The organism is Ensifer sp. Root954 (assembly GCF_001429005.1).
Lineage (GTDB): Bacteria > Pseudomonadota > Alphaproteobacteria > Rhizobiales > Rhizobiaceae > Ensifer > Ensifer adhaerens.
Map to the genome: position 1 here is coordinate 169,599 of NZ_LMJM01000024.1, position 20,107 is coordinate 189,705.

General features: G+C 62.8%; 18 protein-coding genes and 1 tRNA gene. 9 read left to right on the top strand and 10 right to left on the bottom strand.

Going from position 1 to position 20,107, the window contains the following annotated elements; translation table 11 throughout:
- Window positions 1-12: 12 nt before the first annotated feature.
- Window positions 13-1,080 carry a multiple monosaccharide ABC transporter substrate-binding protein gene (gene chvE, locus ASE71_RS18705; RefSeq protein WP_034793892.1) on the bottom strand — a complete coding sequence of 356 codons (1,068 nt, stop codon included), beginning with the start codon at window positions 1,078-1,080 and terminating at the stop codon, window positions 13-15.
- A gap of 288 nt (window positions 1,081-1,368) precedes the next feature.
- Here chvE and ASE71_RS18710 point away from each other — a divergent pair, with 288 nt between their 5' ends.
- Window positions 1,369-2,340 carry a LysR family transcriptional regulator gene (locus tag ASE71_RS18710; protein WP_034793895.1) on the top strand — a complete coding sequence of 324 codons (972 nt, stop codon included), beginning with the start codon at window positions 1,369-1,371 and terminating at the stop codon, window positions 2,338-2,340.
- 75 nt (window positions 2,341-2,415) lie between these two features.
- Window positions 2,416-2,865 (top strand): hypothetical protein, encoded by a 450-nt coding sequence (locus ASE71_RS18715; RefSeq protein WP_034793909.1) that lies wholly within the window; start codon window positions 2,416-2,418, stop codon window positions 2,863-2,865.
- 3 nt (window positions 2,866-2,868) lie between these two features.
- Here the strand turns inward: ASE71_RS18715 and ASE71_RS18720 are convergent, their stop codons facing one another.
- The gene (locus ASE71_RS18720; RefSeq protein ID WP_034793912.1) at window positions 2,869-3,120 is read right to left on the bottom strand and encodes a hypothetical protein; all 252 of its coding nucleotides are present in this window, start codon (window positions 3,118-3,120) and stop codon (window positions 2,869-2,871) included.
- 335 nt (window positions 3,121-3,455) lie between these two features.
- On the opposite strand from ASE71_RS18720, the gene iolG reads away from it, so the two are divergent.
- Window positions 3,456-4,448, top strand: a complete 993-nt coding sequence (gene iolG, locus ASE71_RS18725; RefSeq protein ID WP_034793914.1) for an inositol 2-dehydrogenase — start codon at window positions 3,456-3,458, stop codon at window positions 4,446-4,448.
- Window positions 4,449-4,535: 87 nt separating this feature from the next.
- Here iolG and ASE71_RS18730 read toward each other — a convergent pair whose 3' ends face one another.
- Window positions 4,536-6,896, bottom strand: coding sequence for an EAL domain-containing protein (locus tag ASE71_RS18730; RefSeq protein WP_060518846.1), 2,361 nt, complete (start codon window positions 6,894-6,896; stop codon window positions 4,536-4,538).
- Window positions 6,897-7,012: 116 nt separating this feature from the next.
- Window positions 7,013-8,239, bottom strand: coding sequence for an ROK family transcriptional regulator (locus tag ASE71_RS18735; protein ID WP_060518848.1), 1,227 nt, complete (start codon window positions 8,237-8,239; stop codon window positions 7,013-7,015).
- Between the two features lie 345 nt (window positions 8,240-8,584).
- Here ASE71_RS18735 and xylF point away from each other — a divergent pair, with 345 nt between their 5' ends.
- The 3 genes from xylF to ASE71_RS18750 all read left to right on the top strand — a co-directional run bounded on the left by xylF (window position 8,585) and on the right by ASE71_RS18750 (window position 11,972).
- The gene (gene xylF / locus ASE71_RS18740; RefSeq protein ID WP_034793921.1) at window positions 8,585-9,622 is read left to right on the top strand and encodes a D-xylose ABC transporter substrate-binding protein; all 1,038 of its coding nucleotides are present in this window, start codon (window positions 8,585-8,587) and stop codon (window positions 9,620-9,622) included.
- 226 nt (window positions 9,623-9,848) lie between these two features.
- Window positions 9,849-11,174 carry a sugar ABC transporter permease gene (locus ASE71_RS18745; RefSeq protein ID WP_060518850.1) on the top strand — a complete coding sequence of 442 codons (1,326 nt, stop codon included), beginning with the start codon at window positions 9,849-9,851 and terminating at the stop codon, window positions 11,172-11,174.
- Window positions 11,175-11,186: 12 nt separating this feature from the next.
- On the top strand, window positions 11,187-11,972 hold the full coding sequence (locus ASE71_RS18750) for an ATP-binding cassette domain-containing protein (protein ID WP_034793927.1): 786 nt from the start codon (window positions 11,187-11,189) through the stop codon (window positions 11,970-11,972).
- A gap of 59 nt (window positions 11,973-12,031) precedes the next feature.
- Here ASE71_RS18750 and ASE71_RS18755 read toward each other — a convergent pair whose 3' ends face one another.
- Both ASE71_RS18755 and ASE71_RS36250 read right to left on the bottom strand, forming a co-directional pair.
- Window positions 12,032-12,475 (bottom strand): GtrA family protein, encoded by a 444-nt coding sequence (locus ASE71_RS18755; protein ID WP_060518852.1) that lies wholly within the window; start codon window positions 12,473-12,475, stop codon window positions 12,032-12,034.
- Window positions 12,472-12,972 carry a hypothetical protein gene (locus ASE71_RS36250; RefSeq protein ID WP_060518854.1) on the bottom strand — a complete coding sequence of 167 codons (501 nt, stop codon included), beginning with the start codon at window positions 12,970-12,972 and terminating at the stop codon, window positions 12,472-12,474. Before ASE71_RS36250 ends, ASE71_RS18755 begins: the two co-directional genes overlap by 4 nt.
- Window positions 12,973-13,027: 55 nt before the next feature.
- Here ASE71_RS36250 and ASE71_RS18765 point away from each other — a divergent pair, with 55 nt between their 5' ends.
- Both ASE71_RS18765 and ASE71_RS18770 read left to right on the top strand, forming a co-directional pair.
- Complete coding sequence (locus tag ASE71_RS18765) at window positions 13,028-14,497, top strand: GMC family oxidoreductase N-terminal domain-containing protein (RefSeq protein WP_060518857.1); 1,470 nt, start codon at window positions 13,028-13,030, stop codon at window positions 14,495-14,497.
- A gap of 35 nt (window positions 14,498-14,532) precedes the next feature.
- Window positions 14,533-15,561 carry an NAD-dependent epimerase/dehydratase family protein gene (locus tag ASE71_RS18770; RefSeq protein WP_060518859.1) on the top strand — a complete coding sequence of 343 codons (1,029 nt, stop codon included), beginning with the start codon at window positions 14,533-14,535 and terminating at the stop codon, window positions 15,559-15,561.
- Here the strand turns inward: ASE71_RS18770 and ASE71_RS18775 are convergent.
- The 3 genes from ASE71_RS18775 to ASE71_RS18785 are packed head-to-tail and all read right to left on the bottom strand — an operon-like array spanning window position 15,545 to window position 18,844.
- A complete protein-coding gene (locus ASE71_RS18775; RefSeq protein WP_060518861.1) occupies window positions 15,545-16,318 on the bottom strand; it encodes an HAD family hydrolase in 774 nt (257 codons plus the stop codon). The genes ASE71_RS18770 and ASE71_RS18775 overlap by 17 nt on opposite strands.
- Window positions 16,315-17,322 (bottom strand): UbiA family prenyltransferase, encoded by a 1,008-nt coding sequence (locus ASE71_RS18780; protein ID WP_060518863.1) that lies wholly within the window; start codon window positions 17,320-17,322, stop codon window positions 16,315-16,317. The genes ASE71_RS18775 and ASE71_RS18780 overlap by 4 nt, the downstream gene beginning before the upstream one ends.
- A 43-nt stretch (window positions 17,323-17,365) precedes the next feature.
- Complete coding sequence (locus ASE71_RS18785; protein WP_156400707.1) at window positions 17,366-18,844, bottom strand: ArnT family glycosyltransferase; 1,479 nt, start codon at window positions 18,842-18,844, stop codon at window positions 17,366-17,368.
- Window positions 18,845-19,276: 432 nt separating this feature from the next.
- On the opposite strand from ASE71_RS18785, the gene ASE71_RS18790 reads away from it, so the two are divergent.
- Window positions 19,277-19,353: transfer RNA gene (locus ASE71_RS18790), tRNA-Arg, on the top strand.
- Window positions 19,354-19,457: 104 nt separating this feature from the next.
- On the opposite strand, the gene ASE71_RS18795 is transcribed toward ASE71_RS18790, so the two are convergent.
- Window positions 19,458-20,090 (bottom strand): formyltransferase family protein, encoded by a 633-nt coding sequence (locus ASE71_RS18795; protein WP_082566324.1) that lies wholly within the window; start codon window positions 20,088-20,090, stop codon window positions 19,458-19,460.
- Window positions 20,091-20,107 lie beyond the last annotated feature (17 nt).

The following is a 20,107-nucleotide window of genomic DNA, read 5'->3' on the forward strand; positions in this document are numbered from 1 at the left end:
CGCTCAAAAAGATCAGTTGTTGATCTGGTCTTCGGTGTAGTAGCCCGAGCTGACGAGCACGTCCTTGATGTTGGACTTGTCGACGGCAACCGGCTTCAGCAGGTAGGACGGAACCACCTTGACGCCGTTGTCATAGGTCTTGGTGTCGTTCACTTCCGGCTCCTTGCCTTCCATGATCGCGTTGACCATGCCGACGGTGACCTTGGCGAGTTCGCGCGTGTCCTTGAAGATCGACGAATACTGTTCGCCGGCAAGGATCGACTTGACCGACGGCAGCTCGGCGTCCTGGCCGGTGACGGCAGGCATTGCCATGTCGCCCGAACCGTAGCCGACGCCCTTCAGCGCCGAAATGATGCCGATCGACAGGCCGTCATAGGGCGACAGAACGCCATCGACCTTGGCGTCGGTGTAGTTCGACGACAGCAGGTTTTCCATGCGGGCCTGTGCCACGGCACCGTCCCAACGCAGCGTGCCGACCTGGTCCATGCCCTTCTGGCCGGACTTGACGACGATCTTCTTGCTGTCGATCAGCGGCTGCAGGACCGACATCGCGCCGTCGTAGAAGAAGAAGGCGTTGTTATCGTCCGGCGAACCACCGAACAGCTCGATGTTCTTCGGCTCGGTTGCGCCGTCTAGCTTGAGGCCCTGGACCAGCGAGGTTGCCTGCTGCACGCCGACCTGGAAGTTGTCGAAGGTGGCGTAGTAGTCGACATTGCCCGAGTCGCGGATCAGGCGGTCATAGGCGATGACCTTGACGCCGGCGTCGTGGGCCTTCTGCAGGATGTCGGAGAGCGTGGTGCCGTCGATGGCGCCGATGACGAGAACCTTGGCGCCCTTGGTCACCATGTTCTCGATCTGGGCGAGCTGATTCGGGATGTCGTCGTCAGCAAACTGCAGGTCCGGCGTGTAACCAGCTTCCTTGAACAGCTTCTCCATGGTCTCGCCGTCGGAAATCCAGCGGGTCGACGTCTTCGTCGGCATGGAAATGCCGACCGTGCCCTTGTCCTGCGCAAATGCCGGTGCAGCGAAGGACGCGATCGAAATCGCGGCGGCTGCGAGAAGCGAAGTCATCAATTTCATCAGTTCTCTCCCAAAAAAGTTGAAGCCGGCAGGCGAGAGCCTTTCCGTCTATGCGCAGCAATCCGCCGCCCGAGATCTTCGTCTCCGGCAGCGGATCAAGGTGAAGGAGAGGCCTCCCCGCCTCGCATGCTCCTACATGCGCTGGCACATAAGCAAAAACTGGAATGAAACCATATAACTGTCAAATACAATTTTGCTTTGAATACATACCAAAAGTGATATATCGAGCGCAAACAGTGTGATTTTTGAAAATCCCTGAAAACCAAAGAAAAAAACGCAGAGGTTGAAATGCGCGATCAGAAACCGAGCACCGCCGGCGAACTCTTCGATTCGACGCTTTTCCGCTCGGGCCTGAAGATCAGCCACCTCCGGCTGATTCTCGCGATCGACGATCACCGCCGCATCAGCGCCGCCGCTGACGCCCTCGGCATCTCGCAACCGGCGGCCTCGCGCATGCTCTCGGAAATCGAGACCATGCTGAAGGCGCCGGTCTGCGAACGCGTTGCCCGCGGTGTCCTGTTGACGCCCTATGGCGAAGCGCTGGCGCGACGCGCGCGCAGCATCTTTCTGGAACTCCGGGAGGCATCGCGCGAGATCAACGAGTTGAAGACCGGCAGCGGCGGCTCGGTTTCGCTCGGCTCGGTCACCGGCCCGGCGCTCAATCTCGCCGTGCCCGCCATCCGTCAGGTGATGACCGCCTATCCCGGCATCGAGATCAACGTCCAGATCGAAAACAGCAACGTGCTGGCAAGGGAACTGCTCGCCGCCCGCCACGATTTCATCATCGGCCGCATCCCCGACGACCAGCCGCCGCGGCTCTTCAACATGGTGGAGATCGGCTACGAGGAGGTTTGCCTGATCGTGCGCGACGGCCATCCGCTGCTCGACAAGCCCATGGTCGTCGCCGAGGACCTGCCCTCCTATGACTGGGTATTCCAGCCGCCCGGCACCCTTTTGAGACGCGCGGTCGAAGACAGCTTCGTGGCGGCCGGGGTGAGACTGCCGGCGACCGTGATCAACACCTCCTCGATCATCCTGACGCTGTCGATGGTGCGCAACACCAACGCAATTGCACCTGTGGCACTCGACGTCGCCAACCTGATTGCCGGCAACGGTACGCCGGCCGGCGAAATCCGCATCCTGAAGACCGAAATCCCGATCCGAATCAAACCCTATGGGCTGATCACTGCCGAGGGACGCGCGCTGCCGCCGAGCGCCAAGCTGCTCTACGACCTGATCCTCAAGCAGGGCCGCGCCTGATCAGCCCTGGCATGATCAGTCTGATCAGCCCGGGATAATCTCCGCCTGCCATGGTGCGCCGCGATCGGAGACGTCATGTTTGGAATGTCAGTCTTTCAGTCGGTGCTCGAGCGGCTGAAATCGGAAGAGGATATCGAACCGGCACCGGCTGAAGCGACGCGCGTCGCCACGCCTTACGCCCCGGCATTCGACAACGCCTTTGCTGCCGAAAGCGCCCGCTCGGCTGCCTTCGGCGCCGTCGAGCGCGCCTATCTCGATGCGTCCTTCGTGGAGCCGCCACCTCCACCGGTCATGCCGGACTATCTCAGCCGTACGACCCTTGCCGACGTGGCCGAGGAACTGGCCCTTGTCGACCACGAAACACAAATGACGCTTGCGGCAAAGCGCCGGGCCTTCGCGGCCCTGAACCATCCGGACCGTCTGCCGGCCGCGTTTCGCGCCAATGCCACCGTGCGCATGAAACTCGCCAACATGCTGATCGACGAAGCCGCAAAGCAGATGCGCGCCATCACCCCGGCGCCGTGAACCTCAGCCAGCGTCGCTCCCGTCGCCCTTGCCTTGCCCCTCGTCCCCAGCTTTCTCGACGCCCTTCTCGCTCGGCTTGTAGAAAACCAAGAGAGCCGCCGAGGCATAGGCGGTGACCGCGAGGAAAATCATCCCCCACATCGTTTGCTCGCCCAGGAATTCGACCACTGTCCAGACGCCGCAGAAGCCCACGATCAGCAGACGGATCCACAGTGGGCGGTAGAAGGGATGGTCCGGATCGATGAATTTGAGCATTCTGTCCTCTGGTGGCCTTGTCGCGTGCGTCCCATTTAGGGGAAATTCGTCGCGGACGGCAAGGCCATGGCCTCCGACTCCCTTGACGGGCGCAATAAAAATGGAATAAAAATTCCGAAATAATCTACATCGGCGACTTCATTCTAAATAGGAAGTGGCCGAGTAGAAACGGAGGTATCAAGGGAGAGGTGCTGAGCGCAGCGTTCCAACGCGCGGTCTTTCGTGGCAATTCTCCAAACCATTCGCGGAAGCAGCGTTCCGCGGCGCCTTTGCGCGATGAGCGCCGATCATCACGCCCCTTCCCGGTCGCGAACCGGAATTCGAGAGAAACAGAGATGACAGTCAGATTTGGTCTTCTGGGCGCCGGCCGCATCGGCAAGGTTCATGCGAAAGCCGTCAGCGGCAATCCCGACGCTGTGCTTGTTGCCGTCGCCGATGCCTTCCCCGCCGCCGCCGATGCCATCGCCAAGCAGTATGGCTGCGAGGTCCGCACCATAGAAGCGATCGAAGCGGCGAAGGACATCGACGCCGTCGTCATCTGCACGCCGACCGATACCCATGCCGACCTGATCGAACGCTTCGCCCGCGCCGGCAAGGCGATCTTCTGCGAGAAGCCCGTCGATCTCGACGCCGAGCGCGTGAAGGCCTGCCTCAAGGTCGTGAGCGAGACCAAGGCCAAGCTGATGGTCGGCTTCAACCGCCGCTTCGACCCGCATTTCATGGCCGTGAAGAAGGCGATCGACGCCGGCAAGATCGGCGATGTCGAAATGGTGACGATCACCTCGCGCGATCCGGGCGCCCCGCCGGTCGACTATATCAAGCGTTCGGGCGGCATCTTCCGCGACATGACCATCCATGACTTCGACATGGCCCGTTTCCTGCTCGGCGAAGAGCCGGTCTCGGTGACGGCAACCGCTGCCGTTCTCGTCGACAAGGCGATCGGCGAGGCCGGCGACTACGACAGCGTTTCGGTCATCCTGCAGACGGCGTCCGGCAAGCAGGCGATCATCTCCAACTCCCGTCGCGCCACCTACGGCTACGACCAGCGCATCGAAGTCCATGGCTCGAAGGGGGTGGCTTCCGCCGAGAACCAGCGCCCGGTCTCGATCGAGATCGCCAATGGCGACGGCTACACCCGCCCGCCGCTGCACGATTTCTTCATGACCCGCTATACCGAAGCCTATGCCAACGAGATCGAGAGCTTCATCGCCGCGATCGAAAAGGGTGCGGAAATCACGCCGTCCGGCAAGGATGGTCTCGCGGCTCTCGCGCTTGCCGATGCGGCTGTAAAGTCCGTCGTCGAAAAGCGCCAGATCAGCGTCGCCTGAGCCTTCGACCGACGACCGATCAAGGAAAAAGGCCGGGCGCCATATGCCCGGCCTTTTTCGTATCCGCACTGCCCGGCCGCGGCCGTTTCAACCGTCGGCGCGCGCCGGCACCTTCTCCCGGCGCGCGGTTTCCTGGCCGGTGCTGGGCGCGGCACCCGGCCGACCGGAGAGAAAGCCCTGTATCTGCAGGCAGCCCTCCTCCGCGAGGATCTGTCTTTGCCGTTCGGTTTCGACGCCCTCGGTCACGACCGCGAGCCTAAGGCTGTGGCCAAGCGCGATGATCGCCCGGACGATCGCCTGCGCCGAAGGGTCCTTTTCCAGCGCCGCGGTGAAGCTGCAGTCGATCTTCAGCTTGTCGAAGGGGAACGTCTGAAGGTTGCTCAGCGACGAATGGCCGGTGCCGAAATCGTCCATGACGATCCGCACACCAAGGACCCGTAGCCGCACCAGCACTGCCAGCACGTCCTCGCGATTGTGCATCAGCGCCGCCTCGGTGATCTCAAGTTCGAGCCGCCAGGGATTAAGTCCGGTGCGGCGCAGGATGTTCGCAACCTGGTCGAAGAGGTTGGGCAAAAGGAACTGGACCGGCGAAATGTTGACGGAAATCGGCAGGGGCTCGTTCCACTTCGCCGCTTCCGTGCAGGCCTGCTCCAGCACCCATTCGCCGATCTGGATGATCGAGCCGCTCTCCTCGGCAATCGGGATAAAGACATCCGGGCCGATCAACCCGCGCTGCGGATGCTCCCAGCGCAGCAGCGCTTCGTAGCCGATGATCCGGTCGCTCTGGACTTCGACCAGTGGCTGGTATTCGAGGAAGAATTGTCGGCGGAGCACCGCATGGCGCAGGTCGTTTTCGATCTGGCGGCGAGTGCGTACCGCCTCGTCCATCTCCCGGTCGAAGAAGCAGGCGATGCCCTTGCCGCTCTGCTTGGCGCGGTAGAGCGCCGTGTCGGCATTGTTGCGCAACTGATCCGCCGTCTGCCCGTCTGCCGGAAAGATCGCAGCCCCGATGCTGACGCCGACGGCGGTCGGGTCACGATTGGTGTCCATCTCGCCAGCAAACAGCGCCAGGATCCGGTCCGTCAACTGCCGCGCCGCCTCCGGCTCCCTGCCGCCCACCTGGATGATCGCGAACTCGTCGCCGCCGAGCCGGGCGACCGTATCCTGCTCGCCGACGGCTGCGCGCAGGATATCGGCGACCTTCATCAGGATGCGGTCGCCCTCGCCATGGCCGAAGATATCGTTGACCGCCTTGAAGCGGTCGAGGTCGAGGCAGAGGATCGCCAGTTCCTCGTTTCTCACAGCCGCCGCCGCCAGCGTCTGGCCCAGCCTGCGGTCGAAGAAGGCGCGGTTCGGCAGGTCCGTCAGCGCGTCATGATGGGCGAGATGTTCGATCGTGCGCTCGGCCTCCTTACGCGCCCGCAGGTCACGCACGAAGATCACTTCACATTCCCGGCCGCGATACTCGATCGTCCGGCACATGAACTCGACGGGAATGGTGCGACCTTCTGCGTTCAAGAGGTCGATTTCGCCCGGACCGTCGCCGTGTCTGTGGGCGTCCAACCCCTCCTCGCCGAAGACGAAGATGTCTGCCGGGTGCCGTCCGGAAAGCTCCGAAAGCTTGCGACCTGTCAGGCCCGCGAAGCGTTCGTTGGCGTCCACGATTACGCCGTCGAAGACGATCGCCATGCCTTCGAGCGATGCATTGGCGAGTCCGCGCAGATCTGTCAGATGCCGGTCGAGGAAGAGCGCGCCGAAGGCGAGCACGATCAATGTGGTCGAAGCGGCAATGACGCCGCCTGCAAGCCAGGCGGGATGGATGGTATCGGCAACGGCGACATTGGCCTCGGGCACCAGCGTGATGCCGCTCATCGAGGTGAAGTGCAGCGCGCAGATGCCGACGACCAGCAGGAGCGACGCGACGACCAGGCGCCGCACGCCGCGCAAGAGCTGAAAGGCGTAGAGCGCGGCACCGGCCAGCACCGTCCCGGCGAGTACGGCGGAGACGGTGGATTGGGGATCGTAGGCAATATGTCCCTGGATCTCGATTGCCCGCATGCCGGTAAAGTGCATCGCCGCAATGCCGGCGCCGAGCAGCAGGCCACCGCAGGTCATCGAGAGATGCGAGCGCCCGCCAAGACCGATCGCAAAGGCCATCCAGGACGCTGCGATCGCCACGGCCACCGACAGAAGCGTGCCCCAGGCGCCATAGGCAACGGGAACGCCGCCGTCATAGGCGAGCATGGCGATGAAATGGGTGGACCAGACGCCGATACCGCAGGCAAAACCGCTGGCCGCGATCCACAAACCGCGTTGGCTGCCTTCGCTTCGTTGCGCGCGCAACAGGAGCAGCATCGTCGCGACGCTGCCTGCCAGGCAGACGATCGCGGCAACCAGGATGAGGCGCCAGTCATGATCGTCGCGTATGCATGCAATCACTGAAAACATAATCGTCTCCCGCGTCAGGGTCACCTTGACAAGGAGTCGCTAAATAACTGTAAATTGTATCACTGGAATTGTTCGCCTTCGGTACAACCCCAAAAATGGTTGCCCGAAAATTCGCCTCAACCGTGCATCGCCGATCCGCCGACGCTGGCGATGTCGCCATCGATCACACCCAGCGCCCGCGCCAGGTGCCCCTCGAAAACCAGGCGCTGCTCGTCGGCAACGACCGTGATTTCCGGCGGCCCCTGAAGACGGATCTGCATCGATTGGGCAAGCCCCTCCTCGATCCCGGGCAGCATCAGATCGAAGTATCGGATGCCGGGTCCGGTGACATGGACCGGCATGCGCTCGTAGAGGCTCAACATGCGTGAGATGCCGTTGCCGAGCGCGATGCCGGCCTGGCGAAAGGCATAGCCGGCCATGCGGTGGCCCTGTCGTGCGCTGGCGGCAATCTTGTCGAGCTCCGTCACCGGAACGAACTTGGCGGGGATCGTGTCTGCCGGCACCTCAAAGGCCGCGCGCAGGATGCCGTAGAAGCCGGCCGCCGCCTCGATGCAGCCATAGGCGCCGCAGCGGCAAAGGCCCGCGGACGGCGCGTGCAGCATGTGGCCGAAATTCGGCGCGCTGACATCCATATCGCCGCTCTGGCTCTTGCGGGCAACACCAAGGCCGATGCTGTGGCCGAGCGAGATCGCCGCAAGCGCCCTAAAGCCGCTCTCCGGCTTGCGCTCTGCCTGGGCGGCGAGGGCCTGCGCGACCAGAAGGGTTTCGTTGCTGAGCATGACCTTCGCCCGCCAGTCCGGCGCGAGCAGCGCGGCGAAATCCAGCTCCTCCCGCCCGAACACCGGCGACCACAAGAGCCGCGCGGACGCGCCGTCGACCAGGCCCTTGCTGCTGATAGAGACGGCCAGTACCTGGTTCCGCTCCAGTCTCGACCGCTGCAACAGGCGCTCGAGCGCATCGACGAATGCCCGGGCGAAAGGGGCCGTACCGCGCTCGTCGTGGTTTCGGCTTTCGTCGAAGCGGTCGAGCAACGTGCCGCCGTAGTCGACCAGCGAATATTGCACGATGTCGGACGAGATCCGAACGACGATCAGATGACCGTGATCGCGGCGTGGCGTGAACAGCACCCGCGGCCGCCCGCGCCCGCCCTGGACCTGCTGCTCTGCCTTGGCGAGCGCACCAGCCTTTTCCAGTTCCGCCGTGATCGCCGAAACGGTCGCGGAGGCAAGCCCGGTCTCGGCAGAGATTTCCGTATGGGAGAGATTGCCGGCGCGCCTGAGCGCCGCAAGGACCAGCGCGCTGTTTTGCTGACGCACGAGCTCAGTGCTGGACTTGGTCAGCATGAGACGTCCCTGTCAGTGGCGGATCCTTCGAACACATGCCCCTCCCAAAGCATCTGTTGAACGGCAAGACAAGGAGCAGAACGCCTTGTCGACAGCCTTGTGGCACCGATTTTCAGGGCGGTCGAGAAACATCGGACGCGACCGCTCACGGACACCTTGTTGATGCCGCAACCAAGCTTTCGCACCGTGTTGACAGCCTCAAAAATCCATGACATTCATTTTCTCGACTGTCGAGAAAATAATTCCGCACAATGTAGCGGCACGATCTACGACAGCGTCTTAAGGCTGGCGGAGGATGGTGCGGGAGGTTCGCACGCTTGGCCGGCCCTCACTCGGGAGGATGAAATGAAAACCGTTTTGAAGCTGATGGCAGGGGTTGCCGTCATCGTTTCCCTGCATTCCGTTGCCCAGGCGAAGGACCTGGTCGTCGGCGTATCCTGGTCTAACTTCCAGGAAGAGCGTTGGAAAACCGACGAAGCCGCCATCAAGGCAGCCCTCGAAGCCTCGGGCGACAAGTACATCTCCGCTGACGCCCAATCGTCCGCCGCCAAGCAGCTGACCGACATCGAGTCGCTGATCGCTCAGGGCGCCAACGCACTGATCGTGCTCGCCCAGGACAGCGACGCCATCGGCCCGGCGATCGAAAAGGCCGCTGCCGAAGGTATTCCGGTCGTCGGCTATGACCGCCTGATCGAAAACCCGGCCGCCTTCTACATCACCTTCGACAACAAGGAAGTGGGCCGCATGCAGGCCCGCGAAGTGTTCAAGGTCAAGCCGGAAGGCAACTATGTCTTCATCAAGGGCTCGTCCTCCGACCCGAACGCCGACTTCCTCTTCTCCGGACAGATGGAAGTGCTGAAGGAAGCCGTCGACGCCGGCAAGATCAAGAATGTCGGCGAAGCCTATACCGACGGCTGGAAGCCTGAAAACGCCCAGAAGAACATGGAGCAGTTCCTGACCGCCAACGACAACAAGGTCGATGCGGTCGTCGCTTCCAACGACGGCACCGCGGGCGGTGCGGTCGCAGCCCTCGACGCCCAGGGCCTGGCCGGCTCCGTTCCGGTCTCCGGGCAGGACGCCGACAAGGCGGCCCTGAACCGTGTTGCTCTCGGCACGCAGACCGTCTCGGTCTGGAAAGACAGCCGTGAACTCGGCAAGCGCGCCGCAGAAGTCGCCGTCGAACTTGCCGGCGGCAAGAAGATGGAAGAAGTCTCTGGCGTCACCACCTTCAACGGCGGCCCGAAGGGCGTGGCCATGCAGTCGGTCTTCCTGGCTCCCCTGCCGATCACCAAGGACAACCTGAACGTCGTCATCGACGCGGGCTGGATCTCCAAGGCTGAAGCCTGCCAGGGCGTCAAGGGCGACGTCGCGGCCTGCAAATAAGCCGCACCAGCAGAACTGAGCGCTGACAAAAGACAAGCGCCGCAACGCAACCCGTTGCGGCGCTTGCGCAAGGTGCGGACGCGGCGGACAATACCGCGACCGCGACCGCACAATCAGCACGAAGGCTCGGTTTCTGCCGTCGTACCGGACTTGTCGCGTCCACTTGGGGCTCTTGGTGCCACTGACGCGATGACATCAACAACATAAGTGGGGGGAAGGCACGTCCATGGCCGACATCACACAAGGCAACACAAAGGGCGCACAGACAAATCGCGCCCGTACAGCGGACGAGAACCCGGTAAAACGTTTCTTCCGCGCCACCGAGATCGACACCCGGCTGCTCGGCATGGTCGGCGCGCTCGTCATCATCTGGGTCGGCTTCCAGATCATGACCGGCGGGCTGTTCCTGACGCCGCGCAACCTGTGGAACCTGACGGTTCAGACCTCCTCCGTCGCCGTGATGGCGACCGGCATGGTGCTGATCATCGTCACCCGCAACATCGACCTCTCCGTCGGCTCCGTGCTCGGCTTCTGCGGCATGGTCATGGGGGTCATGCAGGCGAAGTTCCTGCCGCAATATCTCGGCCTCGAACACCCGGCCATCTGGATCATCACCCTTCTGAGCGGCATCGCCGTCGGTGCCGCCATCGGCGCGCTGCAGGGCTCGATCGTCGCCTTCCTCAACGTGCCCGCCTTCATCGTCACGCTGGGCGGCCTGCTCGTCTGGCGCGGTGCCACCTGGTTCGTCACCAGCGGCCAGACGGTCGCGCCGATGAACGCCACCTTCCGCCTGATGGGCGGCGGCACTGAAGGCTCGATCGGCGCAACGGCAAGCTGGATCGTCGGCATCCTTGCCTGCATCGCCATCGTCGCCGCCATCCTCAATTCGCGCAAGCAGCGCAAGCGCTTCCGCTTCCCGCTCCGTCCGATCTGGGCGGAGTACTTCCTGGCGATCCTCGGCTGTATCTTGGTTCTCGGCGCGATCGCCGTTGCCAACAGCTACTACTGGCCGACCAACATCGCCCGCAAATATGCCGACGCCAACGGCATCGCCTGGCCGGACGGCGGTCTGCTGATCTCGCACGGCATTGCCATTCCGGTGCTGATGGCGATCGCCGTCGGCATCGTCATGACCTTCATTGCCACCCGCCTGCGTTTCGGCCGCTACGTCTTTGCGCTCGGCGGCAACCCGGAAGCGGCCGAACTCGCCGGCATCAAGACCCGCTGGGTTACCGTCAAGATCTTCACGCTGATGGGCATCCTCTGCGCCATCGCCGCGGCGATCTCGACCGCCCGCCTCAATGCGGCAACCAACGCGCAAGGCGAACTCGACGAACTCTACACGATTGCTGCAGCCGTCATCGGCGGCACCTCGCTTGCCGGCGGCGTCGGCACGATCGCCGGCGCCATGATCGGCGCGCTCGTCATGCAATCCCTACAGTCGGGCATGGTGCTCTTGGGGATCGACAGTCCGTTCCAGCGCATCGTCGTCGGCGTAGTCCTCGTCGTCGCCGTCTGGCTCGACACTGTCTACCGCGCCCGCGCCAAGTAAGGAGTACGATCCATGAAAGACCAACGCACTCCGCTTGTGGAAATGAAGAACATTTCCATCTCCTTCGGCGGCATTCACGCCGTGGACAACGCCTCCGTTGACCTCTACCCCGGAGAGGTCGTGGCGCTGCTCGGCCACAACGGTGCCGGCAAGTCGACGCTGATCAAGATCCTCTCGGGTGCCTACAAGCGCGATGCCGGCGAGATCCTGATCAATGGAGAGGCCGCCGACATCAACAACCCGCGCGACGCCAAGAAATACGGCATCGAGACGATCTACCAGACGCTCGCCGTCGCCGACAATGTCGACGCCGCCGCCAACCTCTATCTCGGCCGTGAGCTGCGCACCCCCTGGGGCACGCTCGACGACGTGGCGATGGAGGCCAAGGCCCGCGAAGTCATGGGGCGCCTCAACCCCAACTTCCAGCGCTTCAAGGAGCCGGTGAAGGCGCTTTCGGGCGGCCAGCGGCAATCGGTGGCGATCGCGCGCGCGATCCTCTTCGACGCCCGCATCCTGATCATGGACGAGCCAACGGCAGCCCTTGGGCCGCAGGAAACCGCCCAGGTCGGCGATCTCATCAAGCAGCTGAAGCGCGAAGGCATCGGCATCTTCCTGATCAGCCACGACATCCACGACGTCTTCGACCTCGCCGACCGCGTGTCTGTCATGAAGAATGGCCAGGTCGTCGGCCAGGCCCGCACCGAGGACGTCACCAAGGACGAGGTGCTCGGCATGATCATCATGGGCAAGGTGCCGCCAAAGGCGATCCCCGGCCCAGGCGCCATGCAGGTGGCGTAAGCCCAGCATCGCACAAGACCACCCTCTCAATGACGCCGCGCCCCCCGGGCGCGGCGTTTCTATTTGCCCGATGGGGCTCGCCCCGCAGCACGGGCCGGCTCTGTGCCGCGCCCTTCCCCCGCGCTGCCGGCGCGAAAGATCAGCGTCCGGCTCAGCGCATAGTTCACCGAAAAGACCAGGAGCAGCGCCAGCGCCTGGGCAACGACATAGTGCATGACGGCCGATAGCAGCGTGAAGGCAACCGCGTTTATTCCGGCGCCGAAGGTCGACACCGCCAAGAACTTCGGCAACGCCTTCAGGTGCGGTTCGTCGGATCGGAAGGTGAAACGCCGCTGCAGGAAATAGTTGACGACGACGGCAAAGTAGAAGGCGATGGTGGACGCATAGACCGGTTCGAGCCGCGCCGTCTCGACCAGGACGGCGAGCGTGGCCACCTGTAGGCTCGCCGCGATGCAGCCGCAGGCGAAATAGCGAACAAAGCTCATATCCAGAAGGCGTCTCATCCGGTGCCTTTCGCATCGAGCGACATCCAGCGACTGGCGCATAGATGGTCGCCGCCTGGTCGAAAACAACGTTTTAGTAGCTTTTGCTTATAAGAGCAGCTAGAAATACAGGCAGTAAAGAGCAGACAACCGTATTCATCAAAACAGCGCCAGGCTCCTTTCGAGGGGCCGGCTTGATAACGGGCTCGGCCATGTCGCAGCACTTTCAACAGGCCATCCTGGCGCTCGGCGAGGCGATTGCCCATGAACGCGGCGCTACCGATGACAGCCGGGGCGCCCTGGGCGTACGTGCGGCAGAGTTTCTGTTGAAAGTTCATCGTCAGATGCCCGACTATCTGCGCCCGCCCTTCCATAGTCTCGTGCTTCTTTTCAATGCCTGGCCGCTGCTGCGCAGAGGCAAGTTCTTTCATCAGCTTTCGCTCGACGACCGACTGGCCGAACTCGACAAATGGCGGCAATCCCGCCTCGAGTTCCGTCGGCGCTTCGTCGAGTTCCATATGTCATTGGCATTATTCTGTATTTACTCAGACCTTTACGGCCAGGATTACCAGCATGAACCTGCAACCGGAGCACCTGCTAGCCCCTGAGAGGCTTGCCCCCGACATCATCGTCATCGGCTCCGGGCCGGGCGGTGCGGTGACCGCCACCCGTTGCGCGGAGGCAGGCAAGTCCGTGCTGATGATCGAGGAAGGTCCGCATCTGGCGCTCGAGTCTGCGCCGCATTTCTCCCGCGAGGAAATCCTTCAGAAGTACCGCAACGCCGGCATCAACATCGGCTTCGGCGCGACGAAGATCGCCTATGTCGAGGGCTGCTGCGTCGGCGGCGGCAGCGAGATCAACCGCGGCCTCTACCACCGCACGCCGCAAGCAGTGCTCGACCGCTGGCGCCGCGACTATCGGGTCGATGCCCTGACGCTCGAAGAACTGACCCCGCATTTCGACGCCTGCGAGGCAGTAGCCCGGGTCGAATACCTGCCTGGCCCTGCGCCGCAACTGTCGACACGGCTCGATGAGGGTGCGCAGCGGCTCGGATGGTCTTCCCTCGAAGTGCCGCGCCTCTTTGCCTACGCCGCCGCCGGGGCCGGCGGATCTCCGGGCCGCAAGCAATCGATGTCGGCAACCTTCGTGCCGCGCTTCCTCGACGCCGGCGGTATGCTGCTCGCCGATACCTGCGCGACCAAGCTTACCCATGCGAACGGGCAGTGGACGGTGCATGCGCGCAGCAAGGGACCGGCGGGCACGCGCCAGATCGAACTGAAGGCAAAAACCGTCTTCGTTGCCGGCGGCGCGGTGCAGACCCCGTGGCTGCTGCGCCGCTCAGGCATCACGCGCCATGTCGGCGACAGCTTGCGCTTCCATCCGATGCTGAAGGTGGTGGCAGTCTTCCCCGACGAACTCAACACCCCTGGCGAACTCGAACCCGTCCACCAGATCAAGGAATTCGACCCGCGCTTCAGCATGGGCTGCTCGATGAGCAAACGGCCGGCGCTGGCGCTGGCCATGGCGGCACACCCGGAGATGATCGATGCGGTCGATCGGGACTGGCGGCGCATGGCGATCTACTACGTGCAGAGCACCGGCGGATCCGGCAAGGTGAGATCCCTGCCCGGCTTTCGCGATCCCCTGGTGCGGGTCGGCCTTCAACCGTCGGACCTGAAGGAACTGGCCGTCGGCCTTGCACGCCTCGCCGAAGTGCTCTTTGCCGCCGGCGCCCTTGCAGTCTATCCGAGCATTCCGGGCTATCCGGTGCTGAAATCGCTGGCCGATATCGCCAAGCTTCCCGAAACGCTTCCTCCCAAGCAGGCAAACGCCACTGCGCTTCACCTCTTCTCCTCCTGCCCGATGGGCGAGGACGCCGAGAAATGCGCTGCGAGTTCGTTCGGACGCGTGCATGGCGCCAGCAATCTCTACATCGCCGACGCTTCGCTTCTGTGCGGGCCGACGGTCGTCAATCCGCAAGGGACAGTGATGGCCGTCGCGCATCGCAACATCACACGCGCGCTCGAGGATCGGGCGATCTGATCGGACAATTCCGAAGACAGGGGCTGGAGGGACATATGCGACATCTCATCACCGGCGGATCGGGCTTCATCGGCAACCTCGCAGCTCGACGGTTGCGCGAACACGGCGACGAGGTGCGGGTGCTCGACCTCTGGGAGGATCGCTCCCGCCCGGCGGACATCGAGTTCGTCAATTGCTCCGTGCTCGACCGCGACGGCGTGCGCGCCGCCATGCGCGACGTCGACGTCGTCCACCACAATGCGGCGCTGGTGGCGCAGACGGATGCGGGGCGCGACTACTGGAACGTCAACGTCGAGGGGACCCGTATCGTCTGCGAGGAAGCCGCAAGAGCGGGCGTCCGGTCGCTGATCCATGTCAGTTCGACCGCCGCCTACGGCATCCCGCCTTCCGGCCCGATCACGGCGACAACCCCGCTTCGCCCGGTGGAGCCCTATGGAAAATCGAAGCGCGCCGGCGAAGAAGTGGCCGAGGCCATCTGCACGGCCGCCGATATGACCCTGATCACCATCCGGCCCCGCGCCACCCTTGGCGGCGGCCGGCTCGGCATCTTCCAGATCCTCTTTGAATGGATCAGCGAGAACCGCGCCGTCTATGTCATCGGATCCGGCAACATCAAGTTCCAGTTCGTCCACGCCCATGATCTCATGGATTTCTACATGCTGGCGCTCAAGGCCGGTCGGAGCGGCACCTACAATGTCGGCACCGACAGCTTCGGCACGCTGCGCCATGACCTGGAGGCCCTGATCCGCTATGCCGGCAGCACATCGAAAGTCCGGAGCCTTCCGACCGCCGCTACCATCAACACGCTGCGGGCGCTGCATTGGCTGAGGGTCTCGCCGCTGGTGCCCTGGCACTACCTCACCTACCACAAGGAATGCTACTTCGACGTCGAGCCCCTGCTTGCCATGGGCTGGCGGCCGAAATACTCCAACGAAGCCATGCTGCAGGAGAGCTACGACTGGTATCGCCAAAGCGCGAAGCTCGCGTCAGCCGTCACCGCAAAGAGCCCGCACCGCGCGCCGCTCAAGCAGGGCGCGCTCTGGCTGCTCAAGATGATATCGTAAGCGAGCGGGGCGCCGGAGCCGGCGCGCCCATCGGCTGCGGCTCCGTCACTGGCCAAAAGATCTCGTCGTCATAGCCGCGGAACGTATCGACGCCGGCAATTGGGCTTGCGCTGCGAATCAGGGCGCGCATGCCGTGGCTCTGCGCCACCGCCCAGTCGCGCTCCACCCGGTCGCCAATCATGATCGCCTGCTCCGCCGGCACCTGCGCACGATTGAGCACATGGGCAAGACCGGCCGGATGCGGCTTCAAAGCGCCGACTTCGGGATCCATGGCGGAGACGACGATGCTGGCGCCAAGGCCAAGCGCCTTCAGTTTCTCCGACGCCGGATAGTCGGACAAAACCGCAATCGTCTTTCCCTGAACCGCAAGGCCGGCAAACACCCGCTCGACGCCGCGGCACCGGCAAGCCGGAAGGAGATCGAGCGGACGCCGTTCGATCCATTCCTCGACCGTCTTCCGGACGCTCTCCGGCGACTGCCCGCACCGCTCCGCAGTCAGTTCGTATTGCCGGGCTGCCACATCGGTCGCCAACGCATCGCCCAGTTCCTCGCGGCAGTCGCGAAAGGCGCGCAGGATGCGGATGGTGCCAAGGCTGCACCTGCGCGCCGCGTCCGCAACAAGCCGCAGCAGCATCCGCGCCCGCAGCCGCCGCTGGTCGTAGAGCGTGCCGTCGAGATCGAACACCACGAGGCGCACCCGATCCCAATCCACCGGTCCGTTTGGCAAGGCTCCGTTCGGCAGCGTCGAACCGGTCATTGCAGCGACGATATCGGCACGAGGAAAGAAGCGGCCAGGAAGTCCAGCATCGGCACGTTGACGAAGCTCGCGAACAGGAAGACGGCGATGGTCAAGGTCAGCATGACGTCCAGCCGCCGGGAGTGAAACAGCCTTTCCGGCCGTTGCACCACCGATCCGGGGCGCGTGGCAAGCCAGAGATAGACGGCGAAGAGGCCGCTGATGAACGGAAAGACGAGGATGTATTCCACCCGGTATTTCACCAGGAAAACGCCAAGCAGAAACGCCGTCATCATCGCGTAGACGAAGCAGGAAACGGTGAGGCTCTCCTCGGTGTAGTATTCGAACGACCGCCTATATTTCTTCAGGACGGCGACCCCCGCATTCGTGGCGATGTCGCGATACTCCCCGAGCCGCTTGGCCGCCATCAGGAAGGCGCCGGCCATCCAGTAGGCCGCAAGCACGCTGACCGGCGGCAGGGTCACCTGATCGACGATGGCCCAGCCGAGCAGGAAGCGGATCGGATTGTTGAGGCATTCCGTCAGCACATCGAGATAGGGCTTGTCCTTCGCCCGGATGGGCTCGACGTTGTAGAGGATGCCGGACAGCAGGAAGAGCAGCGACGTGGCAAAGAACAGCTTGCCGACGACCGACGCAAGCAGCAGTCCGATGACGGCAAGCAGCAGATATTCGCCGTAGACGATGCGCGGCTGCATCTCGACGACGACGGCGCGACGTTGTGATTTGGTCGGATGGGCCGCGTCGCGTTCCCGGTCGAGCCACTCGTTGATGACGTAATTGGCCGATGCGATCGAGACGGCGCTCAGAAGCCCCACGGGAATATTGATGACGAGAGCGGCCGGATCAGGCTCGCTGAGGGCACAGGCAAGGATCAGCCCAGGCAGGATGAAGACGTGCTTGGTGACATGGTCGAACCGGGCCAGCGACAGGTAGTCGCTTGCCCTCCCCCGCGGTTGGGGCCCCAACGCCTCGATAGGCGTCGTCTCTTCCGGGTTTGCTGGCATGTCCCTCTCCTTGTCTAGAGACCACGCGCCTGATTCGGGACGCCTACGGCGCGCCGGTACTTGCCGTCTGGTAGATGCGACCGTCCCTCTCGGAGCGCACGAGCTTCAGCTTGGCGAGTTTGACGAGCTCTTTCTCCGTCACCAGGTAGAACCGCCAGTCGATCGCATCGACGAAGACGACATAGGCATTCTTCTGCGCCATATCCTCGCGAAACCGCTCTAGCTGTACGTCGAGCGAACCCGCGTCACTCTCAAGGCCGGTTCGCCTTTCGCTGTGGGAGGGGATCCAGTCCGTCGAGCGGCGCGTCAGGAAATTGAGCGGGTCGCACGCATTGGTGAAGATGACCGCATCTGCCGGCAACGCCCTGACTGCGCGCACGATCGGCGACGACTTCCAGGCCGTGCTCTGAAACCCCACCCCGTCACGGAAGGCCTCCGCCGTCTGGGCGGTGCTGCGCAGTCCGTGGATGGCGAGAAGGCAGAGCAGGATCAGCGCAAGCGAACGCCGGACGACAGGTGCTGCATCGACGCGACCGCAATAGTCCGCCGCCGCAATTACCAGAACGAAGATGATGGCGACATAGAAGGGAAGCGAGTAGCGCGAATTAAGCTGCAGGTTCGCCTCCACATGCACGGCGAGCACGACGAACAGCAGATAGAAATATCCAAACAGGCCGAAGATGAGGGTCATCAGATCGTGGTCGTCCGGCCGGCGTTCGGGCCAGTTTCGCTTCAGCGTCTGCACCAGAACAACCGTCGCCGCGACAAGCGCGAGAAGCAGCACCGGGATGCGGATCACCTGCGGCACCTGGCTCGGCAGGAGAAAGCTCGCCAGAAGCGACAGCCCGCCTAGCCAGCGATCGGCATCGGCATTGCCATAGAACCAGAGCGCGCGGCCAACCGACCGGCCGACAAGCAGCTTGCTGACGATCACCCAGGCGAGAAAGATACCGGCGCTACCAGCGAACAGGAGGACGACGTCGAGGAGCCTTTGGCGAAGGGATCGCGCCGAATTGTAGAAGAGCGCGATTGTGGCAAAGGCCGCCCCTACCGGAGGCGCCACGAAGCGAGCGAGCATGGCAAGCCCGACGCAGGCAGACGAGGCAAGCAAGGGCCCCCGCCCTTCACCGCGCATATAGCGAATGAAGAAACGGATGGCGAGAAATGTCAGCGCAAGGAACAGCGCCTCCGACATCGCTATCGTGCTCGTCCAGAGGAATGTCGGATTGACGATGATCAAAAGCGTTCCGACAGTCACGAAGAACGGTTGATCCGGCAGCGCCGTCCTGAACAGCGAAAAGACGAGCCAGGTATTGAGAAGATAAAGCAGAAAGGCGATGCCGAGCGCGACATGCTCAAGCGCAAACCCAAGGGATCCCCCGGCACCCAGCATCCACGCGTAAAGCGGCGCGTCATAGGGCGTGCTGACGATCTGCATGTAACGCGTCGAATCCGGAAGGATGCCGATACCGTTCCAGGTGTTCAGCACGAAAAGCACGGCCGCGAGAGCAACAAGAAACATCAATGCGGGATCGGAGCGCAGCCTCTCCAACGCCGGTTCGCCGGTCGTGAGATATCGGTTGACCAAAACTTGCCCCCTCGCCTGAAACAATTACGCGAGCACTGGGTACTGGAGCACTTGGTTACTGGAACGCCTGCCTACTTGAGCACTGGGCACTTTAATTTAGAATTATCTTTAATGCAGAATTTATAACGCGCCGCCTTTCGTCGCAAGGACGTTCGCCTGACCAATTCTAGCTACATCGGGTGGGTGATCCCGTCAGATGGGTTGGCCGTCGCCCGGCGCCATTGCCCGAAGCGATGCGCCGCGACCACAACGCAAGCACAGGATGGCGGTTTCTACCACAATCTCTTGCAATGACCATTGAAGCGACGCGCAAGCTAGGCTAAGAACCGCTCACAGCCTGCTTCGGCGGCCCTGCCGCCAACGGATGCACCCGTAGCTCAGCTGGATAGAGTGTTGGATTCCGATTCCAAAGGTCACAGGTTCGAATCCTGTCGGGTGCGCCATTTTACGTCTTGAAATTGTTGATTGATAACGTGCCGTCTTCAAGATGCGAGAAGCGCTGGTTGATGGCAGGCAATCCGTACATGTCCGCGCCCTTCCGATTTTCCTAGACTACCGTTTCGGCCTCGAGTGCCTGCAATTCCCTGAAGGAAGCCATCCACCCCTCGGGAAGGCCGTGTGACGCGTTCACCGGCGTGTCGGGCGCTTCGATATGGATCGCTTGGTTAACCCAGACCAATCCGCAATAGACCTTCATGAGATATGCCCGCTTCTGCCAGCGCGAAAGCGGCCACTGAGGATCGGCACCGCAAGCGATCTGCGACACCAGTTCCCCACCGTCCACGCTCTGATCGACGCGATGAAGCGAACAGCCGAGCAGGCGAGCCTTCGCTTCATAGGCGTCCTCCACGCCTCTCAGCCCCTTGAACGCCGGCAAGGCTGCCGGATGGATGTTGAACGTATCGACGCTATCAAACAGTTCGCTCGAAACCAGACGGTCAAAGAACAGCAGTATATTGTTGACGCGCAGGTCTTGAAGGGCTGCGGCCACCTTGGTGGAAAACAGCTTCCTGTCTCGCTCTTCGATGCGGATGTGCTTCGCGTTGACGCGGCCGGCAACCACCTCCGCCCCACACCCTCTATCAGTGATCACCGTGAAATCGACGCCGTCGTGTCGAACAATGCGAGCCACCTGTTCAAACGCAGCCCCACCAGAAGATACAAGGACGGCGAGTTTCATGTCTTGCGCTCCGTAGA

Coding starts and splice junctions, on each gene's coding strand:
- ASE71_RS36250 (WP_060518854.1), bottom strand. CDS start 12,972: ATGGAACTCGACGAAGCGCCGACGGAACTCGAGGCGGGATTGCCGCCA.
- ASE71_RS18785 (WP_156400707.1), bottom strand. CDS start 18,844: ATGTTTCTTGTTGCTCTCGCGGCCGTGCTTTTCGTGCTGAACACCTGG.
- ASE71_RS18765 (WP_060518857.1), top strand. CDS start 13,028: ATGAACCTGCAACCGGAGCACCTGCTAGCCCCTGAGAGGCTTGCCCCC.
- ASE71_RS18775 (WP_060518861.1), bottom strand. CDS start 16,318: ATGACCGGTTCGACGCTGCCGAACGGAGCCTTGCCAAACGGACCGGTG.
- ASE71_RS18755 (WP_060518852.1), bottom strand. CDS start 12,475: ATGAGACGCCTTCTGGATATGAGCTTTGTTCGCTATTTCGCCTGCGGC.
- ASE71_RS18795 (WP_082566324.1), bottom strand. CDS start 20,090: ATGAAACTCGCCGTCCTTGTATCTTCTGGTGGGGCTGCGTTTGAACAG.
- ASE71_RS18720 (WP_034793912.1), bottom strand. CDS start 3,120: ATGCTCAAATTCATCGATCCGGACCATCCCTTCTACCGCCCACTGTGG.
- chvE (WP_034793892.1), bottom strand. CDS start 1,080: ATGAAATTGATGACTTCGCTTCTCGCAGCCGCCGCGATTTCGATCGCG.
- ASE71_RS18715 (WP_034793909.1), top strand. CDS start 2,416: ATGTTTGGAATGTCAGTCTTTCAGTCGGTGCTCGAGCGGCTGAAATCG.
- ASE71_RS18750 (WP_034793927.1), top strand. CDS start 11,187: ATGAAAGACCAACGCACTCCGCTTGTGGAAATGAAGAACATTTCCATC.
- ASE71_RS18780 (WP_060518863.1), bottom strand. CDS start 17,322: ATGCCAGCAAACCCGGAAGAGACGACGCCTATCGAGGCGTTGGGGCCC.
- ASE71_RS18745 (WP_060518850.1), top strand. CDS start 9,849: ATGGCCGACATCACACAAGGCAACACAAAGGGCGCACAGACAAATCGC.
- ASE71_RS18735 (WP_060518848.1), bottom strand. CDS start 8,239: ATGCTGACCAAGTCCAGCACTGAGCTCGTGCGTCAGCAAAACAGCGCG.
- ASE71_RS18770 (WP_060518859.1), top strand. CDS start 14,533: ATGCGACATCTCATCACCGGCGGATCGGGCTTCATCGGCAACCTCGCA.
- iolG (WP_034793914.1), top strand. CDS start 3,456: ATGACAGTCAGATTTGGTCTTCTGGGCGCCGGCCGCATCGGCAAGGTT.
- ASE71_RS18710 (WP_034793895.1), top strand. CDS start 1,369: ATGCGCGATCAGAAACCGAGCACCGCCGGCGAACTCTTCGATTCGACG.
- ASE71_RS18730 (WP_060518846.1), bottom strand. CDS start 6,896: ATGTTTTCAGTGATTGCATGCATACGCGACGATCATGACTGGCGCCTC.
- xylF (WP_034793921.1), top strand. CDS start 8,585: ATGAAAACCGTTTTGAAGCTGATGGCAGGGGTTGCCGTCATCGTTTCC.